This is a genomic window from Pseudomonas sp. PGPPP1, from assembly GCF_002255865.1.
Lineage (GTDB): Bacteria > Pseudomonadota > Gammaproteobacteria > Pseudomonadales > Pseudomonadaceae > Aquipseudomonas > Aquipseudomonas cremoris.
In genome coordinates, this window is the sequence record NZ_NKIG01000002.1 from 151,924 (window position 1) to 172,643 (window position 20,720).

At 60.3% G+C, this 20,720-nt stretch carries 20 protein-coding genes; 10 read left to right on the plus strand and 10 right to left on the minus strand.

All coding sequences use genetic code 11. The features are described 5' to 3' along the window. The first annotated feature begins 95 nt into the window (after positions 1-95). Positions 96-3,806, plus strand: coding sequence for a methionine synthase (gene metH / locus CFE47_RS05270; protein WP_286835810.1), 3,711 nt, complete (start codon positions 96-98; stop codon positions 3,804-3,806). A gap of 68 nt (positions 3,807-3,874) precedes the next feature. After that, positions 3,875-4,093, plus strand: a complete 219-nt coding sequence (locus CFE47_RS05275; RefSeq protein WP_286835811.1) for a DUF2970 domain-containing protein — start codon at positions 3,875-3,877, stop codon at positions 4,091-4,093. On the opposite strand, the gene CFE47_RS05280 is transcribed toward CFE47_RS05275, so the two are convergent. Next, the gene (locus CFE47_RS05280; protein WP_286835812.1) at positions 4,090-5,151 is read right to left on the minus strand and encodes an ABC transporter substrate-binding protein; all 1,062 of its coding nucleotides are present in this window, start codon (positions 5,149-5,151) and stop codon (positions 4,090-4,092) included. The two genes, CFE47_RS05275 and CFE47_RS05280, sit on opposite strands and share 4 nt — an antisense overlap. A 421-nt stretch (positions 5,152-5,572) precedes the next feature. Here CFE47_RS05280 and CFE47_RS05285 point away from each other — a divergent pair, with 421 nt between their 5' ends. Both CFE47_RS05285 and CFE47_RS05290 read left to right on the plus strand, forming a co-directional pair. Continuing rightward, positions 5,573-7,231 (plus strand): nitrite/sulfite reductase, encoded by a 1,659-nt coding sequence (locus tag CFE47_RS05285; protein ID WP_286835813.1) that lies wholly within the window; start codon positions 5,573-5,575, stop codon positions 7,229-7,231. Further along, entirely contained in the window at positions 7,215-7,709 is a 495-nt protein-coding gene (locus CFE47_RS05290; RefSeq protein WP_003235539.1) for a DUF934 domain-containing protein, read from the plus strand. The genes CFE47_RS05285 and CFE47_RS05290 overlap by 17 nt, the downstream gene beginning before the upstream one ends. A 39-nt stretch (positions 7,710-7,748) precedes the next feature. Here CFE47_RS05290 and CFE47_RS05295 read toward each other — a convergent pair whose 3' ends face one another. Further along, a complete protein-coding gene (locus CFE47_RS05295) occupies positions 7,749-8,153 on the minus strand; it encodes a MerR family transcriptional regulator (RefSeq protein ID WP_286835814.1) in 405 nt (134 codons plus the stop codon). Between the two features lie 71 nt (positions 8,154-8,224). Between CFE47_RS05295 and CFE47_RS05300 the strand changes: the two genes are divergently transcribed. Beyond that, positions 8,225-9,457 carry an NADH:flavin oxidoreductase/NADH oxidase family protein gene (locus tag CFE47_RS05300; RefSeq protein WP_286835815.1) on the plus strand — a complete coding sequence of 411 codons (1,233 nt, stop codon included), beginning with the start codon at positions 8,225-8,227 and terminating at the stop codon, positions 9,455-9,457. Between the two features lie 77 nt (positions 9,458-9,534). Next, positions 9,535-11,259, plus strand: a complete 1,725-nt coding sequence (gene poxB, locus CFE47_RS05305) for a ubiquinone-dependent pyruvate dehydrogenase (protein ID WP_286835816.1) — start codon at positions 9,535-9,537, stop codon at positions 11,257-11,259. Positions 11,260-11,373: 114 nt separating this feature from the next. On the opposite strand, the gene CFE47_RS05310 is transcribed toward poxB, so the two are convergent. Next, entirely contained in the window at positions 11,374-11,931 is a 558-nt protein-coding gene (locus tag CFE47_RS05310) for an NADPH-dependent FMN reductase (RefSeq protein ID WP_185708995.1), read from the minus strand. Positions 11,932-12,159: 228 nt separating this feature from the next. Between CFE47_RS05310 and CFE47_RS05315 the strand changes: the two genes are divergently transcribed. Further along, a complete protein-coding gene (locus CFE47_RS05315) occupies positions 12,160-12,396 on the plus strand; it encodes a hypothetical protein (RefSeq protein WP_185708994.1) in 237 nt (78 codons plus the stop codon). Positions 12,397-12,458: 62 nt separating this feature from the next. On the opposite strand, the gene CFE47_RS05320 is transcribed toward CFE47_RS05315, so the two are convergent. Beyond that, positions 12,459-12,803, minus strand: a complete 345-nt coding sequence (locus tag CFE47_RS05320; RefSeq protein WP_286835817.1) for a hypothetical protein — start codon at positions 12,801-12,803, stop codon at positions 12,459-12,461. 104 nt (positions 12,804-12,907) lie between these two features. Next, the gene (gene gspG / locus CFE47_RS05325) at positions 12,908-13,357 is read right to left on the minus strand and encodes a type II secretion system major pseudopilin GspG (protein WP_286835818.1); all 450 of its coding nucleotides are present in this window, start codon (positions 13,355-13,357) and stop codon (positions 12,908-12,910) included. Positions 13,358-13,515: 158 nt separating this feature from the next. On the opposite strand from gspG, the gene CFE47_RS05330 reads away from it, so the two are divergent. Continuing rightward, positions 13,516-14,409: a LysR substrate-binding domain-containing protein gene (locus CFE47_RS05330; protein ID WP_286835819.1), complete on the plus strand. Its 894-nt coding sequence runs from the start codon at positions 13,516-13,518 to the stop codon at positions 14,407-14,409. Here CFE47_RS05330 and CFE47_RS05335 read toward each other — a convergent pair. The 3 genes from CFE47_RS05335 to dnaQ form a co-directional block, all read right to left on the minus strand. Further along, a complete protein-coding gene (locus CFE47_RS05335) occupies positions 14,406-14,987 on the minus strand; it encodes a GNAT family N-acetyltransferase (protein WP_286835820.1) in 582 nt (193 codons plus the stop codon). The two genes, CFE47_RS05330 and CFE47_RS05335, sit on opposite strands and share 4 nt — an antisense overlap. 8 nt (positions 14,988-14,995) lie before the next feature. Next, a complete protein-coding gene (locus CFE47_RS05340) occupies positions 14,996-17,251 on the minus strand; it encodes an Orn/Lys/Arg family decarboxylase (protein WP_286835821.1) in 2,256 nt (751 codons plus the stop codon). A gap of 135 nt (positions 17,252-17,386) precedes the next feature. Continuing rightward, complete coding sequence (gene dnaQ, locus CFE47_RS05345) at positions 17,387-18,127, minus strand: DNA polymerase III subunit epsilon (protein ID WP_185709119.1); 741 nt, start codon at positions 18,125-18,127, stop codon at positions 17,387-17,389. Between the two features lie 200 nt (positions 18,128-18,327). On the opposite strand from dnaQ, the gene CFE47_RS05350 reads away from it, so the two are divergent. After that, positions 18,328-18,636: a DUF2388 domain-containing protein gene (locus tag CFE47_RS05350; RefSeq protein ID WP_286835822.1), complete on the plus strand. Its 309-nt coding sequence runs from the start codon at positions 18,328-18,330 to the stop codon at positions 18,634-18,636. 3 nt (positions 18,637-18,639) lie between these two features. On the opposite strand, the gene rnhA is transcribed toward CFE47_RS05350, so the two are convergent. Beyond that, positions 18,640-19,092 carry a ribonuclease HI gene (gene rnhA, locus CFE47_RS05355; protein ID WP_185708988.1) on the minus strand — a complete coding sequence of 151 codons (453 nt, stop codon included), beginning with the start codon at positions 19,090-19,092 and terminating at the stop codon, positions 18,640-18,642. A 30-nt stretch (positions 19,093-19,122) separates the two neighbouring features. Further along, complete coding sequence (locus CFE47_RS05360) at positions 19,123-19,881, minus strand: methyltransferase domain-containing protein (RefSeq protein WP_185708987.1); 759 nt, start codon at positions 19,879-19,881, stop codon at positions 19,123-19,125. Positions 19,882-19,946: 65 nt separating this feature from the next. On the opposite strand from CFE47_RS05360, the gene gloB reads away from it, so the two are divergent. Further along, positions 19,947-20,714: a hydroxyacylglutathione hydrolase gene (gene gloB / locus CFE47_RS05365; RefSeq protein WP_286835823.1), complete on the plus strand. Its 768-nt coding sequence runs from the start codon at positions 19,947-19,949 to the stop codon at positions 20,712-20,714. Positions 20,715-20,720: the final 6 nt, after the last annotated feature.

The window sequence follows — 20,720 nt, forward strand, 5'->3', positions numbered from 1 at the left end:
CATGAACGATATTCATGCAAAACCTGCACATGCTCTAAATCGGCACAGGTTTGCTATGATTCATGCCCTCCGAAATGCCTGACCAGAGTAGTCCCATGTCCGATCGTAGCGTTCGTCTGCAAGCCCTTCATCAAGCCCTCAAGGACCGTATCCTGATCCTCGACGGCGGTATGGGCACGATGATCCAGAGCTACAAACTGGAAGAAGTCGACTACCGTGGCAAACGCTTCGCCGACTGGCCAAGTGACGTCAAGGGTAACAACGACCTGCTGGTGATCACCCGTCCCGACGTGATCGGCGGTATCGAGAAAGCTTACCTGGATGCCGGTGCCGACATCCTCGAAACCAACACCTTCAACGCCACCCGCATTTCCATGGCCGACTACGGCATGGAAGAACTGGCCTACGAATTAAACGTAGAAGGCGCACGCCTGGCGCGCAAGATTGCCGACGCCAAGACCCTGGAAAATCCGGACAAGCCGCGCTTTGTCGCTGGCGTGCTCGGCCCAACCAGCCGCACGTGCTCGCTGTCGCCCGATGTGAACAACCCCGGCTACCGCAACGTGACCTTCGATGAGCTGGTGGAAAACTACACCGAAGCCACCAAAGGCCTGATCGAAGGCGGCGCCGACCTGATCCTGATCGAGACCATCTTCGACACCCTCAACGCCAAGGCCGCGATATTCGCCGTGCAAGGCGTGTTTGAAGAACTGAACATCGAACTGCCGATCATGATCTCCGGCACCATCACCGACGCCTCTGGTCGCACCCTGTCGGGCCAGACCACCGAAGCGTTCTGGAACTCGGTTGCCCACGCCAAGCCGATTTCCGTAGGCCTGAACTGCGCCCTGGGCGCCAGCGAGCTGCGTCCGTACCTGGAAGAGTTGTCGAACAAGGCCAACACCCACGTCTCCGCGCACCCGAACGCCGGCCTGCCCAATGAATTCGGCGAGTACGACGAACTGCCCTCGGAAACCGCCAAGGTCATCGAAGAATTCGCCCAGAGCGGCTTCCTCAACATCGTCGGCGGCTGCTGCGGCACCACGCCGGGCCACATCGAAGCCATCGCCAAGGCCGTGGCCGGTTATGCGCCTCGCGTGATCCCGGATATCCCGAAGGCCTGCCGCCTGTCGGGCCTGGAGCCGTTCACCATCGATCGCAGCTCGTTGTTCGTCAACGTCGGCGAACGTACCAATATCACCGGCTCTGCCAAGTTCGCGCGTCTGATCCGCGAAGACAACTACACCGAAGCCCTGGAAGTCGCCCTGCAGCAGGTGGAAGCCGGCGCCCAGGTGATCGACATCAACATGGACGAGGGCATGCTCGATTCGAAGAAGGCCATGGTGACCTTCCTCAATCTGATTGCCGGCGAGCCGGACATCTCCCGTGTGCCGATCATGATCGACTCCTCCAAGTGGGACGTGATCGAGGCCGGCCTCAAGTGCATCCAGGGCAAGGGCATCGTCAACTCCATCAGCATGAAGGAAGGCGTGGAGCAGTTCATTCACCACGCCAAGCTGTGCAAGCGCTATGGCGCTGCCGTGGTGGTAATGGCCTTCGACGAAGCTGGCCAGGCCGACACCGAAGCGCGCAAGAAGGAGATCTGCAAACGCTCCTACGACATCCTGGTGAACGAAGTCGGCTTCCCGCCGGAAGACATCATCTTCGACCCGAACATCTTCGCGGTCGCCACCGGTATCGAAGAGCACAACAACTACGCCGTCGACTTCATCAATGCCTGTGCCTACATCCGTGACGAGCTGCCGTACGCGCTGAGCTCCGGCGGCGTGTCCAACGTGTCGTTCTCGTTCCGGGGCAACAACCCAGTGCGTGAAGCGATCCACTCGGTGTTCCTGCTGTACGCGATCCGCAATGGCTTGACCATGGGCATCGTCAACGCCGGCCAGTTGGAGATCTACGACCAGATCCCGGCCGAGCTGCGTGACGCCGTGGAAGACGTGGTGCTCAACCGCACCCCGGAAGGCACCGACGCCCTCCTCGCCATCGCCGACAAGTACAAGGGTGACGGCAGCGTAAAAGAAGCCGAGACCGAAGAATGGCGCGGTTGGGAAGTGAACAAGCGCCTGGAACATGCGCTGGTCAAGGGCATCACTACCCACATCGTCGAAGACACCGAGGAATCCCGCCAGTCGTTCGCGCGCCCGATCGAAGTAATCGAAGGCCCGCTGATGTCCGGCATGAACATCGTCGGCGACCTGTTTGGCGCGGGCAAAATGTTCCTGCCGCAAGTGGTGAAGTCCGCCCGTGTGATGAAGCAGGCCGTGGCCCACTTGATCCCGTTCATCGAGCTGGAAAAAGGCGACAAGCCGGAAGCCAAGGGCAAGATCCTGATGGCCACCGTAAAAGGCGACGTGCATGACATCGGCAAGAACATTGTTGGCGTGGTGCTGGGTTGCAACGGCTATGACATCGTCGATTTGGGCGTGATGGTGCCGGCGGAGAAGATCTTGCAGGTAGCCAAGGAGCAGAAGTGCGACATCATCGGGCTGTCTGGCCTGATTACGCCGTCCCTGGATGAAATGGTGCACGTGGCCCGTGAGATGCAGCGCCAGGACTTCCACCTGCCGCTGATGATCGGTGGCGCCACCACCTCCAAGGCCCACACGGCGGTGAAGATCGAGCCCAAGTACAGCAACGATGCCGTGGTGTATGTCACCGACGCCTCCCGCGCGGTCGGCGTTGCCACCCAACTGCTGTCAAAGGAACTCAAAGCTGGCTTTGTCGAACGTACCCGCGAGGAATACGTGGAAGTGCGCGAGCGCACCGCCAACCGCAGCGCCCGTACCGAACGCCTGAGCTACCCGGCGGCCATCGCCAAGAAACCGCAGTTCGACTGGAGCACCTACACCCCGGTCACGCCAACCTTTACCGGCGCCAAGGTGCTGGACAATATCGACCTCAAGGTGCTGGCCGAGTACATCGACTGGACGCCGTTCTTTATTTCCTGGGACCTGGCGGGCAAATTCCCACGCATCCTCAAGGACGAAGTGGTCGGTGAAGCGGCCACCGCGCTGTACGCCGACGCCCAGGAAATGCTCGCCAAGCTGATCGATGAAAAACTCATCAGTGCACGTGCAGTGTTCGGTTTCTGGCCGACCAACCAAGTGCAGGATGATGACCTGGAAGTCTACGGCGACGATGGCCAGCCGATTGCCAAGCTGCACCACTTGCGCCAGCAGATCATCAAGACCGACGGCAAGCCGAACTTCTCCCTGGCCGACTTCGTGGCGCCCAAGGACAGCGGCGTGACCGACTACATCGGTGGTTTTATCACCACCGCCGGCATCGGCGCCGAAGAAGTGGCCAAGGCCTACCAGGACGCGGGCGACGACTACAACTCGATCATGGTCAAGGCCCTGGCCGACCGCCTGGCCGAAGCCTGCGCCGAGTGGCTGCACCAGCAAGTGCGTAAAGACTACTGGGGTTACGCCAAGGACGAGCAACTGGACAACGAGGCGCTGATCAAGGAGCAGTACAGCGGCATCCGCCCTGCCCCCGGCTACCCCGCGTGCCCGGATCACACCGAGAAAGGCGCGTTGTTCCAATTGCTCGATCCCGAAGCCCGCGAAATGCAAGCCGGCCGCAGTGGCGTGTTCCTCACCGAGCACTACGCGATGTTCCCGGCAGCAGCCGTCAGCGGCTGGTACTTCGCGCACCCACAGGCGCAGTACTTTGCCGTGGGCAAGATCGACAAGGACCAAGTGGCGAGCTACACCGCACGTAAAGGCCAGGACCTGGCCGTGACCGAGCGCTGGTTGGCGCCGAACCTGGGCTACGACAACTAACCCGCCGACACCGCCGCTCACTACACGTCGGCTATGCTATCCCTCACACACCTTGTGTCGAGGGATGTATGGACGATCCAGTCAACAACAAGCCCCCTACCTTCTGGCAGATGCTCCACAGCGTCATGGCCGCCGCCTTTGGCGTGCAGAGTGGCAAGAACCGCGCCCGTGACTTTACCCACGGCAAGCCCAGCCACTTTGTGATCCTGGGTGTTGTGTTCACGGCGGTGTTTGCACTCACGCTATTTGGCATTGTGCAGTTGGTGCTGCACGTTGCCGGCGTCTAGCGCAGCAACAGCTGCAGGCTGAACGGATAGCGATAGGATGCCGGCTTGCCCACTGCGGACAACGCGCGAAAGTCCACGGGAGTCATTGGCTGCAGTAAACGTCGTGCCTGGGCGACATTGATCAGCTGGAACAAGGCCTCTTTGCGGTCCCGTCCCCCGAACGCGCCGATGTCCAGGCCCTTGGCATCATCGTTGATCAGCACCATCGCCCACCCGCCCAGGGTGAAATGCCCTGCGACCAACGTCGTCAGCCGCCCATCCAGGCGCGCTTGCAACACTTCTGGAGAGCTGTTGACCGCACTGAACAACGCGTCTTTGCCCGGCACCCGCCCTGCCTCTTGCAACGCCTGCATGGCACCCAGCGCCATCTCGTCGTTGGCTGACCACACTAGCGCGGTTTGCGGGTAGCGATTGAACAGTTGCGTGGCTTGCTCGAACGCCCGTTGACGGCTCCACTCCCCGTATACCAACTGGCGCAGGCGCACTTCGGGATGCTCGGCCAATGCACGGTGCAAGCCTTGCTCGCGCAACTGCGCGGCGGGGGTGTTCTTGACGCCGGAGAACGCCAGCAGGTCAATGGACTGGCCAGGCGCAAGCGGGCCGTGCTGGCGCAGCAGGTCGGTAAACATCAGGTAGCCGGCGTCTTCATCGTTGGCCACCAGGCTGCCAACCCATGTGGCGTCTTTGCCGAGCAATTGCACCTGGTCGCCGGTCAACGCATTGTTGACGATCATTAACTTGACCCCACTGCCCTGGGCCATCCGCAGGATCTGCGGCGCAACGTATTGCTCGTTCACCAGCACCAGGTAATCGGGCCGACTATTGCCTTGCAGCGCTTCGCGAGCCTGGGTCAACGTTGTATGTGCATCGCGCTCGGAATAGCGCACGCGCAAATCCAGGCCGAGGTCCTTGGCGGCGGCCTGCATGAATTGCGCGTAGTTGACCCAGTAGGTTTCCGTCGACATGCCAGGGTTGAGAAACACCACCGACGTCGCGTGAGCCATCGCTCCGTACGCCGCCCCCAGCAACCACATACACGTAATCAGAACCTTCAACATGGTGTTCAAGCCTTGAATATTGACCGCCATGATAGTGGCATTGCGACAGTCAATCGAGGCTCAATCAGCCAGTTTTATTGGTGGCTAACCCAGAACACCGCGGTTCCCACCACCAGGATTATCAGGAACAGAATGGCCCAGGCGTCCACGGTACTGTCGGGTTTACGGGCTTTGGTTGAATTGCTCATCGCATCGCCTCTTATCGGTTTTATAGGTGACTGCATCAAGACTCGATCACAGTAAAGTTCATGATTGTCCGCATGACAAATGTGGGTATCGCGAGAATCAGTCTCATTAGTCAATTTGGTTATTTGCATATACTCAAACATCACTTTTGCGCATAAACGCAAACTGGTATCGTGCGCCGGCTCCGTTGGGAGTGCGCGGCCGTGCGCGCAGATTTGCCGAGAACAGGACCTATATGTACGTATACGACGAATACGATCAGCGCATCATCGAGGACCGCGTCAAGCAGTTCCGTGATCAGACCCGACGCTACCTAGCAGGTGAACTGAGCGAAGAAGAGTTCCGCCCTCTGCGCCTGCAAAATGGCCTTTATGTTCAGCGCTTTGCGCCGATGCTGCGGGTTGCCGTTCCCTATGGCCAACTGACTGCCCGCCAGACGCGCATGATGGCCAAGATTGCCCGAGACTTCGACAAGGGTTACGCCCACATCAGTACCCGCCAGAACGTGCAGTTCAACTGGCCGGCGTTGGAAGATGTGCCGGATATCCTGGCTGAACTGGCCACCGTGCAGATGCACGCCATTCAGACCAGCGGTAACTGCCTGCGCAACGTCACCACCGACCAATTCGCTGGCGTTGCCGCCGACGAGCTGATCGATCCACGCCCGTGGTGCGAAATCGTGCGTCAGTGGACCACCTTCCACCCAGAGTTCGCCTACCTGCCACGTAAGTTCAAGATCGCCATCAATGGCTCGACCTCGGACCGCGCGGCCATCGAAGTACACGATATCGGCCTGGAGCCGGTGTACAACGAAGCGGGCGAGTTGGGTTTCCGTGTCCTGGTGGGTGGCGGCCTTGGCCGTACCCCCGTGGTCGGCGCCTTCATCAACGAATTCCTGCCGTGGCAGGACCTGTTGAGCTACCTCGACGCCATCCTGCGGGTCTACAACCGCTATGGCCGTCGTGACAACAAGTACAAGGCCCGGATCAAGATCCTGGTCAAGGCGCTGACCCCTGAGGTGTTTGCCCAGAAGGTCGACGCCGAGATGGAACACCTGCGCGGCGGCCAGACCACCCTGACCGAAGCCGAAGTGCACCGCGTCGCCAAGCACTTCGTCGACCCTGAGTACAAGGCCCTGAGCAATCAGGACGCAGAACTTGCAGCCCTCGACCTGGAACACCCAGGTTTTGCCCGTTGGCGTGGCCGCAACACCCTTGCGCACAAGAAACCAGGCTACGTTGCCGTGACCCTGTCGCTGAAACCGACCGGTGTTGCCCCAGGCGATATCACCGACAAGCAGCTGGATGCTGTCGCCGACCTGGCCGACCGCTACAGCTTCGGCCAACTGCGCACGTCACACGAGCAGAACATCATCCTCGCGGACGTTCAGCAGAGCCAACTGTTCACCCTGTGGGGCGAACTGCGCGAAGGCGGTTTCGCCACGCCGAACATCGGCCTGCTGACCGACATCATCTGCTGCCCGGGCGGCGACTTCTGCTCCCTGGCCAACGCCAAGTCGATCCCGATTGCCGAGTCGATCCAGCGTCGTTTCGACGACCTGGACTACCTGTTCGACATTGGCGAGCTGGACTTGAACATCTCCGGTTGCATGAACGCCTGCGGTCACCACCACGTCGGCCACATCGGCATCCTGGGCGTGGACAAGAAAGGCGAAGAATTCTACCAAGTGTCCCTGGGTGGCAGCGCCAGCCGCGATGCGAGCCTGGGCAAGATCCTCGGCCCGTCCTTCGCCCAGGAAGCCATGCCCGAGGTGATCGGCAAACTGATCGATGTGTACATCGAACAGCGCACCGAAGATGAGCGTTTCATCGACACCTACCAGCGCATCGGCATTGACCTGTTCAAGGAGCGCGTCTATGCAGCGAATCATTAAGAACAACGAAGTCCTCGACGAAACCTGGCACCTGCTGCCCAAGGACGCGAGCTTCGACGGCATCTCCAACTGCGACGACCTGATCGTGCCGTTGGCGTTGTGGCGCGAACATGGCCACGCCCTCAAGGCCCGCGACGGCGGCCTGGGTGTGTGGCTGGACGCCGATGAAGAAGCCGAAGAAATCGGCGCCGACGTGGAGCATTTCCAAGTCATCGCGCTGAACTTCCCGGCGTTTACCGACGGTCGCAACTACTCCAACGCCCGCCTGCTGCGTGACCGTTATGGTTACAAGGGCGAGCTGCGCGCAATTGGCGATGTGCTGCGCGACCAACTGTTCTACCTGCGCCGCTGCGGGTTCGATGCCTTCGCCCTGCGCGCCGACAAAGACCCGTACGAAGCGTTGGAAAGTCTCAAGGACTTCTCGGTGACGTACCAGGCCGCAACGGATGAACCGTTGCCGCTGTTCCGTCGTCGCTAAGCACTCGCTTACGAAGAACCCTGGCATGCCAGGGTTTTTTTATGGGTTGAGTTTGATCGACGCCAACACTTGCTTCTGCCCCATGCTGCACGGCACACCTTCGGGCTGCGCCCGCACCGCTTCGATCACGCCCAGCAACTGCGCCTTGCTGTGGGCCAACTGTGCTTGCATCTGTTCGATCTGCTCGACCTTGCGCTCCAACGCCTCAATCAACTCCTCGCGCTTGTGCTCCCCCGGCGCCGGCATTAACGCCTTGAGTTCCTGCAGGGTGAAACCGGCCTGCTGCGCGCTCTGGATCAGCTGCAAGGTCTGCAACGCCTCTGTCGAGTAACGACGATAACCGTTGGACTGACGCCCCACCTGGCTGATCAAGCCTTCGGCTTCATAAAACCGGATACGCGAGGCCGCCAACCCGCTCTGCTTCGCCAGCTCACCAATATTCATCGCAACGCCTGCTTGACATTAAAGTTAACTTTAAGCTTAGCCTGAGGCCTCCCCCGCTCAGGAGTCAACCCATGTCACCCTTTGAAGCCTTGCAACTGCCCAATGGCCAAGTTCTTTCCAACCGCATCGCCAAAGCGGCGATGGAAGAGAACATGGCGGATGCGCAGCAAGCACCGTCCCGCGCATTGAAGCAGCTGTACAAAGCCTGGGCTGACGGTGAGCCCGGCCTGTTGATCACCGGCAACGTGATGATTGATCGTCGCGCCATGACCGGCCCTGGCGGCGTAGCGCTTGAAGACGAGCAGCAATTGCAGCGTTTTCGCGAATGGGCCGATGTAACGCGGGGTAAACCCGTGCATTTTTGGGTACAGCTCAGTCACCCAGGCCGCCAAACGCCTGCCAATTTGCGCCAGCAAGCCGTGGCACCTTCCGCGGTCGCCCTCGACCTGGGCGGCTTCTCGAAGATGTTTGCCAAGCCCAAAGCCATGACCGAAGACGATATCCAGGACGTGATCCAGCGTTTCGCCACCAGCGCACGCCTGGCCGAAAAGGCCGGGTTTACCGGCGTACAGATCCACGGCGCGCATGGTTACTTGCTCAGTCAGTTCCTCTCGCCGTTGAGCAACCAACGCACCGACCGCTGGGGTGGCTCCCTGGAAAACCGTGCGCGCCTGCTGCTGGAAGTGATCCAGGCCGTGCGCGCCAGCGTCAGCCCGTCGTTCTGCGTAGCGGTCAAGCTCAACTCGGCAGACTTCCAGCGCGGCGGTTTTGAAGAGGCCGATGCCCGCGCCGTGGTCGAGATGCTTAACCCATTGCCTATCGACTTGCTGGAATTGTCTGGCGGTAGTTACGAAGCGCCGGCCATGCAAGGCGACGCGCGGGACGGGCGTACATTGGCCCGCGAGGCCTACTTCCTGGAGTTTGCCAGCCACCTGGCGACTGTCGCCAAGATGCCGGTGATGGTCACCGGGGGTATCCGCCGCCTGCCTGTCGTGCAACAGGTGCTGGACAGCGGCGTCGCCATGGCCGGTATCGCCACAGCCCTGACCCTGGAGCCGCAATTGATCCAGCATTGGCGCGAGGGCCGCGACCCCAACCCACAACTCAAGCCCATCGACTGGAAGCGCAAACCCCTGGCCTCCCTCGCCGTGCTCGCCGTGGTGCGCTACCAGATGCGGCGACTCAGCCTTGGCCATTTGCCCAAGGCCAAGGTTGCGCCGTGCGTGGCACTGGTGCGCGATCAATGGTTTATCGCCCGACGCACCCGACAGTACCGCGCAGCCATGACGCAATCTTCACATTAAAGGCGGAGCATTCGCCGTGATCGAACTGTCCCCTATTGATCAGCAGTTTTTAACCTCACTGACGATTGGAGTTCTTCATGGCGAAAATCAACCTGGCCCAGCAGCTGGCGACCACCCTTGAACAGGCGGGCGTCAAGCGTATCTGGGGCCTGACCGGCGACAGCCTTAACGGCCTCACCGACGCCTTGCGCACCATGGACAGCATCGAATGGATGCACGTGCGCCACGAGGAGGTCGCCGCGTTCGCCGCCGGTGCCGAAGCCGCCGCCACCGGCGAACTGACGGTGTGTGCCGGCAGTTGCGGGCCGGGCAACCTGCACTTGATCAATGGCCTGTTCGACTGCCATCGCAACCATGTGCCGGTGCTGGCAATTGCCGCCCAGATTCCGTCCACCGAAATCGGCCTGAACTACTTCCAGGAAACTCACCCCCAAGAGCTGTTCAAGGAGTGCAGCCACTTCGTCGAACTGGTGACCAACCCAGAACAGATGCCCCACGTGCTGCACCGCGCCATGCGTTCGGCAATCCTCAATCGCGGCGTAGCGGTGGTGGTGATTCCAGGGGACGTATCGTTGCTGGAGGTTGAAGACAAGCTCAAGCCTTGGCCCACCCTGCACGCGCCACGCAGTTTGCCGGCGGAACAGGACCTGCTACGCCTCACCGAGCTTCTCGACAGCAGCCAGAAAGTCACGTTGCTGTGCGGCAGTGGCTGTGCCGGCGCGCATGACCAAGTGGTGGCCTTGGCCGATGCACTCGGCGCCCCTGTGGTGCACGCCCTGCGCGGCAAAGAACATGTGGAATGGGACAACCCGTTCGACGTGGGCATGACCGGCCTGATCGGTTTCAGCTCCGGCTATCACGCCATGCTCAACTGCGACACGCTGATCATGCTCGGCACAGATTTCCCTTACCGTCAGTTCTATCCCACCGACGCGAAGATCATCCAGGTGGACCGCAACCCGCAGGCCCTCGGGCGCCGCGCCACCCTTGACCTGGGGATCGCCGCCGATGTGGGCGAAACCATCGACGCCTTGCTCCCGCGCCTCACCCGCAAGACCGACCGCAGCTTCCTCGACACGTCACTCAAGCACTACGAAAAAGCCCGCCAAGGCCTGGATGACCTGGCGCAACCGTCCAAGGCCAACCGGCCGATCCACCCCCAATACGTGGCGCGGCTGCTCAGCGAATTGGCGGACGATGATGCGATCTTCACCGCCGACGTGGGCTCGCCCACCGTGTGGGCCGCACGCTACTTGAAGATGAACGGCAAGCGCCGACTGATCGGTTCGTTCAACCACGGTTCAATGGCCAATGCCATGCCCCAGGCAATTGGCGCCCAGGCGGCGTTTCCCGGTCGGCAAGTGATCTCGATGTCCGGTGACGGTGGTTTTGCCATGTTGATGGGGGACTTCATTTCATTGGCGCAGTTGAAGTTGCCGGTGAAAGTCGTCGTATTCGATAACTCATCCCTGGGTTTTGTCGCCATGGAGATGAAAGCAGCAGGCTATCTGGACACCGGTACCGAACTGAAAAACCCGGACTTTGCGGCCATGTCCAATGCCATGGGCATCCTGGGGATTCGCGTGGAGCAATCCGAAGACCTGGAGCCCGCCCTGCGCCGCGCCTTGGAGCATGATGGCCCGGTGCTGGTGGACGTGGTGACCGCGACTCAGGAACTGGTGATGCCGCCGACGATCAAGCTGGAGCAGGCCAAGGGGTTCAGCCTGTACATGCTCAAGGCGGTGATGAGTGGGCGCGGCGATGAAGTCATAGAACTAGCACGAACCAACTGGCTACGCTAAACCAATGTGGGAGCGGGCTTGCTCGCGAATGCGGAGTGTCAGTCGATGTATTTATCAACTGACAGATTGCATTCGCGAGCAAGCCCGCTCCCACACTTCTATCTCATTGCCAAGTCAGGCTTTTTGTTTCGCTACCCACTGGCCATAGGCATCGATAAACGCCTGCAGGAACGGCCTGGTCTTTTCCGACACCTTGCCATTCTCGTCAAACACACTCCCCGCCCCACCCAGGTAAGCTTCCGGCTGCTGCATGCAGGGCACATCCAGGAACACCAACGACTGACGCAGATGGTGGTTGGCACCAAAACCACCGATGGCACCCGGCGACACGCTGATGATTGCCCCCGGCTTGCCGCTCCAGGCGCTTTTTCCATAGGGGCGCGAACCCACGTCAATGGCATTCTTCAACGGTGCAGGCACCGAACGGTTGTATTCGGGAGTAACGAACAGCACCGCGTCGGATGAGCTCACTTGTTGACGGAAAGTACTGTAGGCTGCCGGCGGTGCACCTGCGTCGATGTCTTCGTTGTAGAGCGGCAAATCGCCAATTTCAACAATGTTCAACGTGAGGTTGGCAGGGGCCAGTTCGGCCAATGCCAAGGCAACCTTGCGGTTGATCGACTCTTTTCTCAAGCTGCCAACCAGGACGGCAATCGTGTAGACCTTGCTCATGGAGGTTTTCCCGACGTCTGACTAAAGGAGCTAGTAGTTATAGAGTCTTCGCGGCGTGTTCACCAGAAGGTTTTGATTACCCTGTCGGCGTTTGCTTTACACCCATCCGCGTAGGACATCTCTTCAAGCATCAGCGAATAGTATTTTTTCCACGTAGGTAAACTACCCCGCTCCATGACGGTCTACAGAACCGCAAATCGAGTGATTATCTCCAGAGGTTCTAAACAGATGGCAGCAGTATTAGTCGGACAGTTTCATGCCAGAGACGCAGAAGGACGCGTGTATTCGGTGCATGAGTTCCAGGAATCCAACCCGGCGCAAGGCGACCTGGCTGGCTCGGCACCTACCACCACCTACAAGCTGGCCATTGGCGATCGTGTAGAGAAACTGGAAGGCGATGAGTTCAAGTTGATTCAGTCGGGCACCATCCTCGTGCGCGAATCGCAAACTATCCTCGCGTCGTAAGATCTCGCCCTACCGACCTGCTCAGTCCTGGCCATTGATGGCATTGACTGGGCTGGGCGTGATCAAGGACGACGTATCTCACTCACCTCGATCGCCCGCTCTCCCTCCACTGTCTTCAACGTCACCATCAAGCGTCCCCGCTCCCCCTCAACGGCATACATCGAACGCGTGTAGCCCGCCGAGCTGTAGCTGGGGTGTGCAACGACCTGCCTGACCAACGCCACTTCCAGCACCGCACCTACTTGCGCGCCGACCTGTTCTTGCGAGCGTATGAAGGCTTCGAGCGCCAGGGCTTCGGGCGTTGTATCGTCATGATTATTGAAGAGATAAGCAGCCACACACCCCACGGTCACCAGGACCGCAAATTGCTTGGCCGTTACCCCGAAACGTAGCGAGGGTAGAGGCATATGAGACCAGACCTGTTTTTGTTGTATGTGCCGGAGGACCGGCTTTGGTCATTGATGATCAGAACGAGCCATTCTAATCAGGTCGATGGGTAATGCCAGATTATTCAGTGGTCGCCGTAGGTAATATCCTTGTTAACCCCGACGCCACCCAAGGTACGGTCTTTGCCGAACGAAAACAGGTCAAAGGGCGTCTGGGCCTGGGTTGGCGGGTAGTGGTACTGATAGGCAACCCCCCATGGGTCGGTCAACAAGTCGTCGCTGGCGTAGGGGCCCTTCCATCGCGTCTCGCCGGTGGGCTGCGTGGCCAAGGCGTCCAACCCCTCATCGTCGCGGGGGTAGCGGCCAGTATCCTGGTGAAAATGCTCGACCGCGTTGCCCAGCTCGGCGACCTGGGCCTTGGCCGTAGCAATTTCCGCCAGGGTCACATCGCCGAACAAACGTGGACCCACCGCCAAGGCCAACAGCCCGACGATGACCAATGCCACCAGCACCGCCCAACGGGTAAAGCCACGTTGGGCGTGCACATTGCCAGTTATTGCGGTTTTACCGGGCATCAATGGGCTTCCTTAATGGGCGTCGGGTGACACGCTATTGATATCACCCGTGCGTTGCAACTGTGCTGCAGGGTTAACCGTAGACGACCTCGATGATCACGCGCGCTGTTTTTCTCCCACCCATTGAATCCCCGACGCGCGCCCCCTAGACTCCGGCGATGCGTTTACGTCATATCGAAGTGATTCAGGCCATCTTGCAGACCGGACACCTCGGCACGGCCGCCGAATGGTTGCAATTGCCCGTGGGCGATGTAGAGGTTGTGCTCAAGGACGCCGAGCAACAGCTTGGTTTCATGTTGTTTGCCAGTGTGCGCGGGCGTTTGCAGGCCACCCGTGAAACCCTGGAGCTGCAAGCCGAAATGGCCCATGTGTACGAAGCACTGGAGCCGGTGCAACGCTTGGCCAGCCGCTTGAAACACCATCACGCCCCCACCCTGCGCGTGCTCTGCACCCCTCCCCTGGCCAATCAATTGCTGCCGCAGAGTATCGCGGTGCTGCGCCGACGCTTCCAGGACACCCCGTGCAACCTGTCGAGCCAGCCGACTCGGGAAATCGTCAGGAGCCTGCTGCTGCACGAAGCCGAGGTAGGCCTGAGCCTGCATGACCCAGAGCACCCGCAAATCCACAGCAGCGTGCTGGCCCAAGGCAAGTTGCAACTGCTCGCCCCCCACGGCTGGCTCAAGCCCAAGCAAAAGTACATTGCGCTGCAGGACCTGGCCGGCCAGTCGATGATCGGCCTGGAAGGCCAGGACCCGCTGAGCCGCCTGCTGGACGCCAAGCTGCAAGCCCTGCGCCCGCTGCCGGTGGTGCAGACACGCGTACAAACCTACCAGATGATGCGCAGCATGGTGGAAGCCGGCGAAGGCTTGGCGATTGTCGACCCATTCACCGCATTCGGTGCTCGGGAGGCCGGGCTGGATGCGTGCCCGGTATCGCCACCGATCATGGTCAGCCTGTATGCGCTGACCCTCAAGGAGGGCGCAGGCGCCCCGGCGCTGAATGCGCTGCTGGAGATTGTCACGCAAAAAGCCGAAGGCCTGCTGGCGGGTTAAGGCTGATCGACTTCGGTCTTGAACAGTCGATACCAGAAAACCGCCACTTCACGGGTTTGTGGATCAATACCGCGATAGCGCAAGTGGTCGACGCCGCCCATCACATAACCGCAACGCTCATACAGACGGCAGGCCCCCAGGTTGTTGTTCTGGGTTTCCAGCATCATGCCCGGCAGGTTCTTCTTGCGGCTCCAGAACTGCGCCACATCCAGCAAGGCCTTGGCCACGCCGTGACGGCGCGCAGGCAAGGCCACTGCCAGCTCATCGACATGGGCAAAACCGTTCCAGTTGGTGCTGACCACGATATGCCCCACCGGCCGATCATCCAGGTAGGCCATGAAAATCGCACTGTCTGGCGCATCGCGAAAACTGGCGAACTCTTCAGGGTCAATCCCATAGCACTTGCGGTACGGCAGGATGCGCTCCACAGGCCATTGATCGACCCGCTTGCCCATCTGCGGCTCGCCGTAGGCGCTGACCTCAAAGCTGAAGTCATTGCCCCACACGTAGGCATCAAAGCCCTCGTCGGCGACCCGTACACTGAGCCCCGGATACTTCGGGTTCATTACAGCTTGCATAACCATCCTTAACCCTTGATGCAATCGACGGTGTAACAACGACCACTGCCGTCATCTTCGTGTTGCAACCCATGCACGTCAGCGACGAACCCAGGAAAACTGCTATCGAACGTCCGGGCAAAAGCCAGGTAGTCAATGATCGAACGTGTCGACTCGGTAAAGCGCTCACCCGGCATGATCAATGGGATACCGGGCGGATAAGGTACCAGCATCACGGCTGCGACACGCCCTGGCAAGGCATCGATGGACACCGCCTCGACCTCGCCTCGCACCAACTGGTCGTAGGCATCGGCCGGTTTCATCGCGATCTCCGGCAATACGGTGTACATGCGCTTGAGGTGCTTGGCCGTGGCATTGCTGCGGTAACAGCTGTGCAGTTGGTTGCACAGGTCGCGCAAACCCAGGCCTTGATAACGCACCGGCCCCTGCGCAAATACCGACGGTAAGCAACTGGCCAAGCTGACATTGGCGTCGTAGCTGCGCTTGAACTCCAGCAGTTCGGTGAGCAAGGTACTCCATTTGCCCTTGGTGATGCCCATGGAAAACAGCACCAGGAAGGAATACAGCCCGGTCTTTTCCACCACCAGCCCACGCTCCCAGAGGAATTTACTGACCACTGCGGCGGGAATTCCGCACTCACTCAAGGCGCCGCCAGCGTTGAGACCGGGCATCACCAGGGTCACTTTGATCGGGTCCAGCAGCACGTAGTCTTCGGCCACATCGCCGAAGCCATGCCAGTCATCTTGCGGGTGCAACAGCCAATCGGCAGTGGTTACGCGATCGATGCCAGCCACTGACGGCGGCTGCCAGATGGAGAACCACCAGTCTTCAGCGGCGATGTGTTGGCGCAGGTTGGCCAGGGCGCGGCGAAAGCTCAGGGCTTCATCGAACATTTCCTGCAACAACGAGCGACCTGCCGGGCCTTCCATCATTGCCGAGGCCACATCCAAAGAGGCAATGATGCTGTACTGCGGCGAGGTGGAGATATGCATCATGAACGCTTCGTTGAAGCGGTCCCGATCGAGCTGGCGCGCGCCGCCGTCCTGCACATGGATCATCGAAGCCTGGCTGAATGCCGCCAGCAATTTGTGCGTGGAGTGCGTGGTGAACACCAGCGGGCTGTCCGGGGTACGTGAAGTCCCCATGCCATAACGCCCGGCAAAGAACTCGTGAAACGCCGCGTAGGCGTACCAGGCTTCGTCGAAGTGCAACACCTCGACACTGTTGCCCAATTGCTGCTTGATCAGTTCTGCGTTGTAGCACAGGCCGTCGTAGGTGGAGTTGGTGACCACCGCCATCTTCACTGTCGGCGGGCGGCCTCGGGTCAGGGGGCTGGCGTCGATTTTGGCGCGGATCGACTCGGGGCTGAATTCGCTCAAGGGAATCGGGCCGATAATCCCCAGTTCGTTACGCTCGGGGCACAGGTACAGCGGGATGGCGCCGGTCATGATGATCGAATGCAATACCGACTTATGGCAATTGCGGTCGACCAATACCAGGTCGTCGCGGGCGACCATCGAGTGCCACACGATCTTGTTGGCGGTGGAAGTGCCGTTGATGACAAAGAACGTGTGGTCGGCGCCGAAGTTGCGCGCGGCACGGGCTTCGGCTTCGGCAAGTGGCCCGGTGTGATCGAGCAGCGAGCCCAGTTCGGGCACCGAGACAGACAAGTCCGAGCGCAGGGTATTTTCCCCAAAGAACTGGTGAAACGCCTGCCCCACCGGGCTTTTGCGATAGGCTACGCCGCCGCCATGGCCGGGCGTGTGCCAGGAATAGTTGGAGTCGGCGGTGTGCTGCACCAGGGCCTTGAAGAACGGCGGCAGCAGGCCATCCAGGTAGGTGCGGGCTGCGCGCGCCACTTGCCGGGCCAGAAAGGGAACAGTGTCTTCAAATAAATAGAGAATGCCGCGCAACTGGTTGAGCTCGCTCATGGCATCGGCCGGAGCGTTCTCCAGGGTGACTTGCTCGCCCAGGGCAAAGATCGGCAGGCTGGGCGCCCTAAGCCGTGCCAGGCGGATCAGTTCGACCATGTTTTGCAGCAGGTGGGTATTTTCGCCGGCGCCTTCGGCTGCAATCAGCATGCACGCCAGGCCGTGATGGGTCGAAGCCACCAGCCGGCCTTCAGCGTAGTCCACGGCAGAAAAGATACTGAAGCCCTCTTGTTCCAACTCCCTGGCAATGCCTCGAACCCGATCACCGGCGACGGTGTCGGCCTTGATGTCGCGGTGCACGATCAGAACGGGGAACTTCAGGTCTTTGTACATGAGTGCGTTCAGTCCTGAGGGCTATGCACTCAAGGGTAGAAGCTGGGCGGCGATGATGCGAATGAAGATTTGACTGGCGATGAAGATCAAACGGTGGGGGCAAGCCCCACCTGCATTTAATTGCACTCGGTTGGATTACTGCTCGGTCAACTGAGACCACAACGCCGGCGCACCCGCCGACTTGGCAATCGCCTCCAACCGCGCCGCGTGCTCAAGCATATCCTGCTCGCTGGCGCGGATAATGACGCTCGGCTTGCGATCCGCCGGCAGGCGGCGGATTTCCGAAGGTCGGTTGCCCGAGCCTTCCGCCGAGCCGCTGCCATCGGAAGCGTTACCGGCCAGGGACAGGCTGGTCTGGCCACCGGTCATGGTCAGGTAGACGTCGGCGAGAATCTCGGAGTCGAGCAAGGCGCCGTGCAGTTCACGGCCGGAGTTGTCGACGCCATAACGTTTGCACAAGGCATCGAGGCTGTTGCGCTGGCCCGGGTGACGCTCACGGGCCATCATCAAGGTGTCGAGGATCGAACAGTGCTGGGAAATATCCGCACGGTCCGCCTGCCCCATCAGGGCAAATTCATTGTTGATGAAGCCGACGTCGAACGCCGCGTTGTGGATGATCAACTGGGCGCCGTTGATGAATTCGAAGAACTCGTCGGCCACCTCGGCAAAACGTGGCTTGCCCTTGAGGAATTCGTCGGTAATGCCGTGGACGCCAATCGCGCCTTCGTCACTGTCCCGATCGGGTTGCAGGTACACGTGGAAGTGGCGACCCGTGAGGCGTCGACCCATGAGCTCGACACAGCCGATTTCGATGATCCGGTGGCCATCGGTCACCGGCATGCCGGTGGTTTCGGTATCGAGTACAACAGATCGGATGGCCATCAGGGTTCAGCTCTCAGCGGTGTGGTGTATTTCAAGGGGCGGGATATTAGCACGTCATGCCCCAGGCCGCCCAAGGCGGGTCCCGAGCATTGAGGGTTCGACAGTTTCTTACACTCTTTAGCAAAACTGCAGCAGTTTGGCAGAGGCGCCCTTGTTAGCCTGCGCGCCCCACCTATTGCGGACCTCGCAGAAACATGAACATGCCAAAAACGCTGTGCGCGCTGCTACTGATCAGTAGCGCCTGCACGGCACACGCCACCAGCTTCGTGATGACCACCGACTTCATGGCCAGCCTCTCCATGAGTGCCACCAAGGGCACAAGCTCGTCATTCAAGGACGACAAGATCGTGCAGGCCGCGCGTGATGACGCAGAAGCCTTTGTCGCCAGCGATGGCCAGATCCAGGGCGTGCGCCTGGAATCGGCGCTGGTGCATATCCGTGAACGCCTGCCTGGGCAAACCTTTACCGACATGCAACTGGCACAGGCCATCGCGGCACTTTAATCGTCAGCTCTGTTTATAACCGCGTACATCGTCCACGCCACGGTTGGCCAACTGATCGGCCCGTTCGTTGCCTGGGTGGCCGATGTGCCCGCGCACCCATTTCCAGGTGATGTTATGGCGATTGCACTGTTCGTCGAGCAATTGCCACAGGTCGGCATTCTTGACCGGTTCTTTCGCAGCGGTTTTCCAGCCGCGCTTCTTCCAGTTGACCATCCACTCGTTGATGCCCTTCATCACGTATTGCGAGTCGGTCACCAGCACAACGTCACAGCGACGCTTGAGTTCTTCGAGGCCGCGAATGGCGCCCATCAGTTCCATGCGATTGTTGGTGGTATTGGGCTCGCCGCCCCACAGTTCCTTCTCGACGCCTTTGCACACCAATAATGCGCCCCAGCCGCCAGGGCCCGGGTTGCCCTTGCAGGCGCCATCGGTGAAGAGTTCTACGGTATCGGTCATCGGTTGCTCGGTCAGAAATCAAAAAAAGTTTTACGGTTCGCTTTGCTTGCGGTTGACCTTGGCCATCGGCATCGGCACCAGCTTGCCCATCGGCTGGCGTAGCACTTGGCGCACGGGGCGCAAGCCGACCACGATCTTGCGCGCGACCAACAAATAGAAGCCGCCACCGGACAATTGCCAGGTCCCCGCACGGCGTTCCCAGCCGGCCAGGCGGGCCTGCCACTTGGTCGAGGCAAGCGGCGGACGATAGCACCCGAAGCGGCGTTTCTCCAGCGCGAAGCCCAGCAGGTTCAGCCAGTCGCCAACCCGCGACGGCGAGATACAGCGCGCCTGGCGCAGCGCGTCGTGGGCAAATACATGGCGCAGCCCCCAACTGCTCCACGGGTTGATGCCAATAATGAGCAAATGGCCACCCGGGCGCACACTGCTCGCGGCTTCACGCAGCAAGCCGTGGGGCGACAAGCAGAAATCCAGGCCGTGCTGCAACACCACCACATCGGCAGCATGCTCACTCAACGGCCAGGCTTGTTCTTCACAGACAATTTCCACCCCCGGCAACGGCGCGCCCAGGCGCACGTTGCGTTGCACCTGCGGTGCGCACGGCGGCGTCTGGGCCGACGGGCCGTAATGCACCAGGTAACCCCCGAAGAACCGCCCCAGCTCGTCTTCGAGCATGCGCCGCTCCTCGTCCAGCAGAAATTGCCCGACCGGCCCGGACAGCCACTCACGGGCTGCGCTGATCAGGGCCAGCCATTCAGGATCGGCCTGGGCGAACGCTTTATCAGTCATTGCATTCTCCAACTCGCCTAGACGTTCTAAGATGCACCAATGTGTTCAGCTTGGCGAATCGAAGAATGATACAGATCAGTGCCCTGCCCGCCTTCACCGACAACTACATCTGGTTGTTACAAGACCCTCAGACCCATCGCTGCGCGGTGGTCGACCCAGGCGACGCCGCGCCCGTGCTGGCGTGGCTTGAGCAAAACCCCCAGTGGACCCTCAGCGACATCCTGATCACCCATCACCACCACGACCATGTCGGCGGTGTCGAACAACTCAAGCGTATCACCGACGCCAAGGTCTACGGCCCGGCAAACGAGAAGATCCCTGCGCGGGATGTGGCGCTCAACGACAACGACCGTATTAAAGTGTTGGGCTGGGATTTCGACGTATACGCCGTCCCTGGCCACACCCTCGGCCATATCGCCTTTTATCACCAGGGCGTGCTGTTCTGTGGTGATACGCTGTTTGCTGCCGGCTGCGGGCGTCTGTTCGAAGGCACGCCGCAGCAGATGCACACCTCGCTGGAACGCCTGGCCGGCCTGCCCAACGACACCCTGGTGTACTGCACCCACGAATACACACAAAGTAACCTCAAATTTGCCCAGGCGGTGGAACCGGCGAACGCCGATATCGCCGAACGCGTGGAAAACGTTCGCCAATTGCGGGCCCGTGGCGAGATCACGCTGCCTTCGAACCTGGCGCTGGAAAAACGTACCAACCCCTTCCTGCGTACCGCTGAAACATCCGTTAAACAAAAAGCGGACGAACGGAATGGCCGTGACAACCGCTCTGGGGCCGAGGTGTTTGCTAGCTTGAGGGCTTGGAAAGATAAGTTCTAAGCGGAT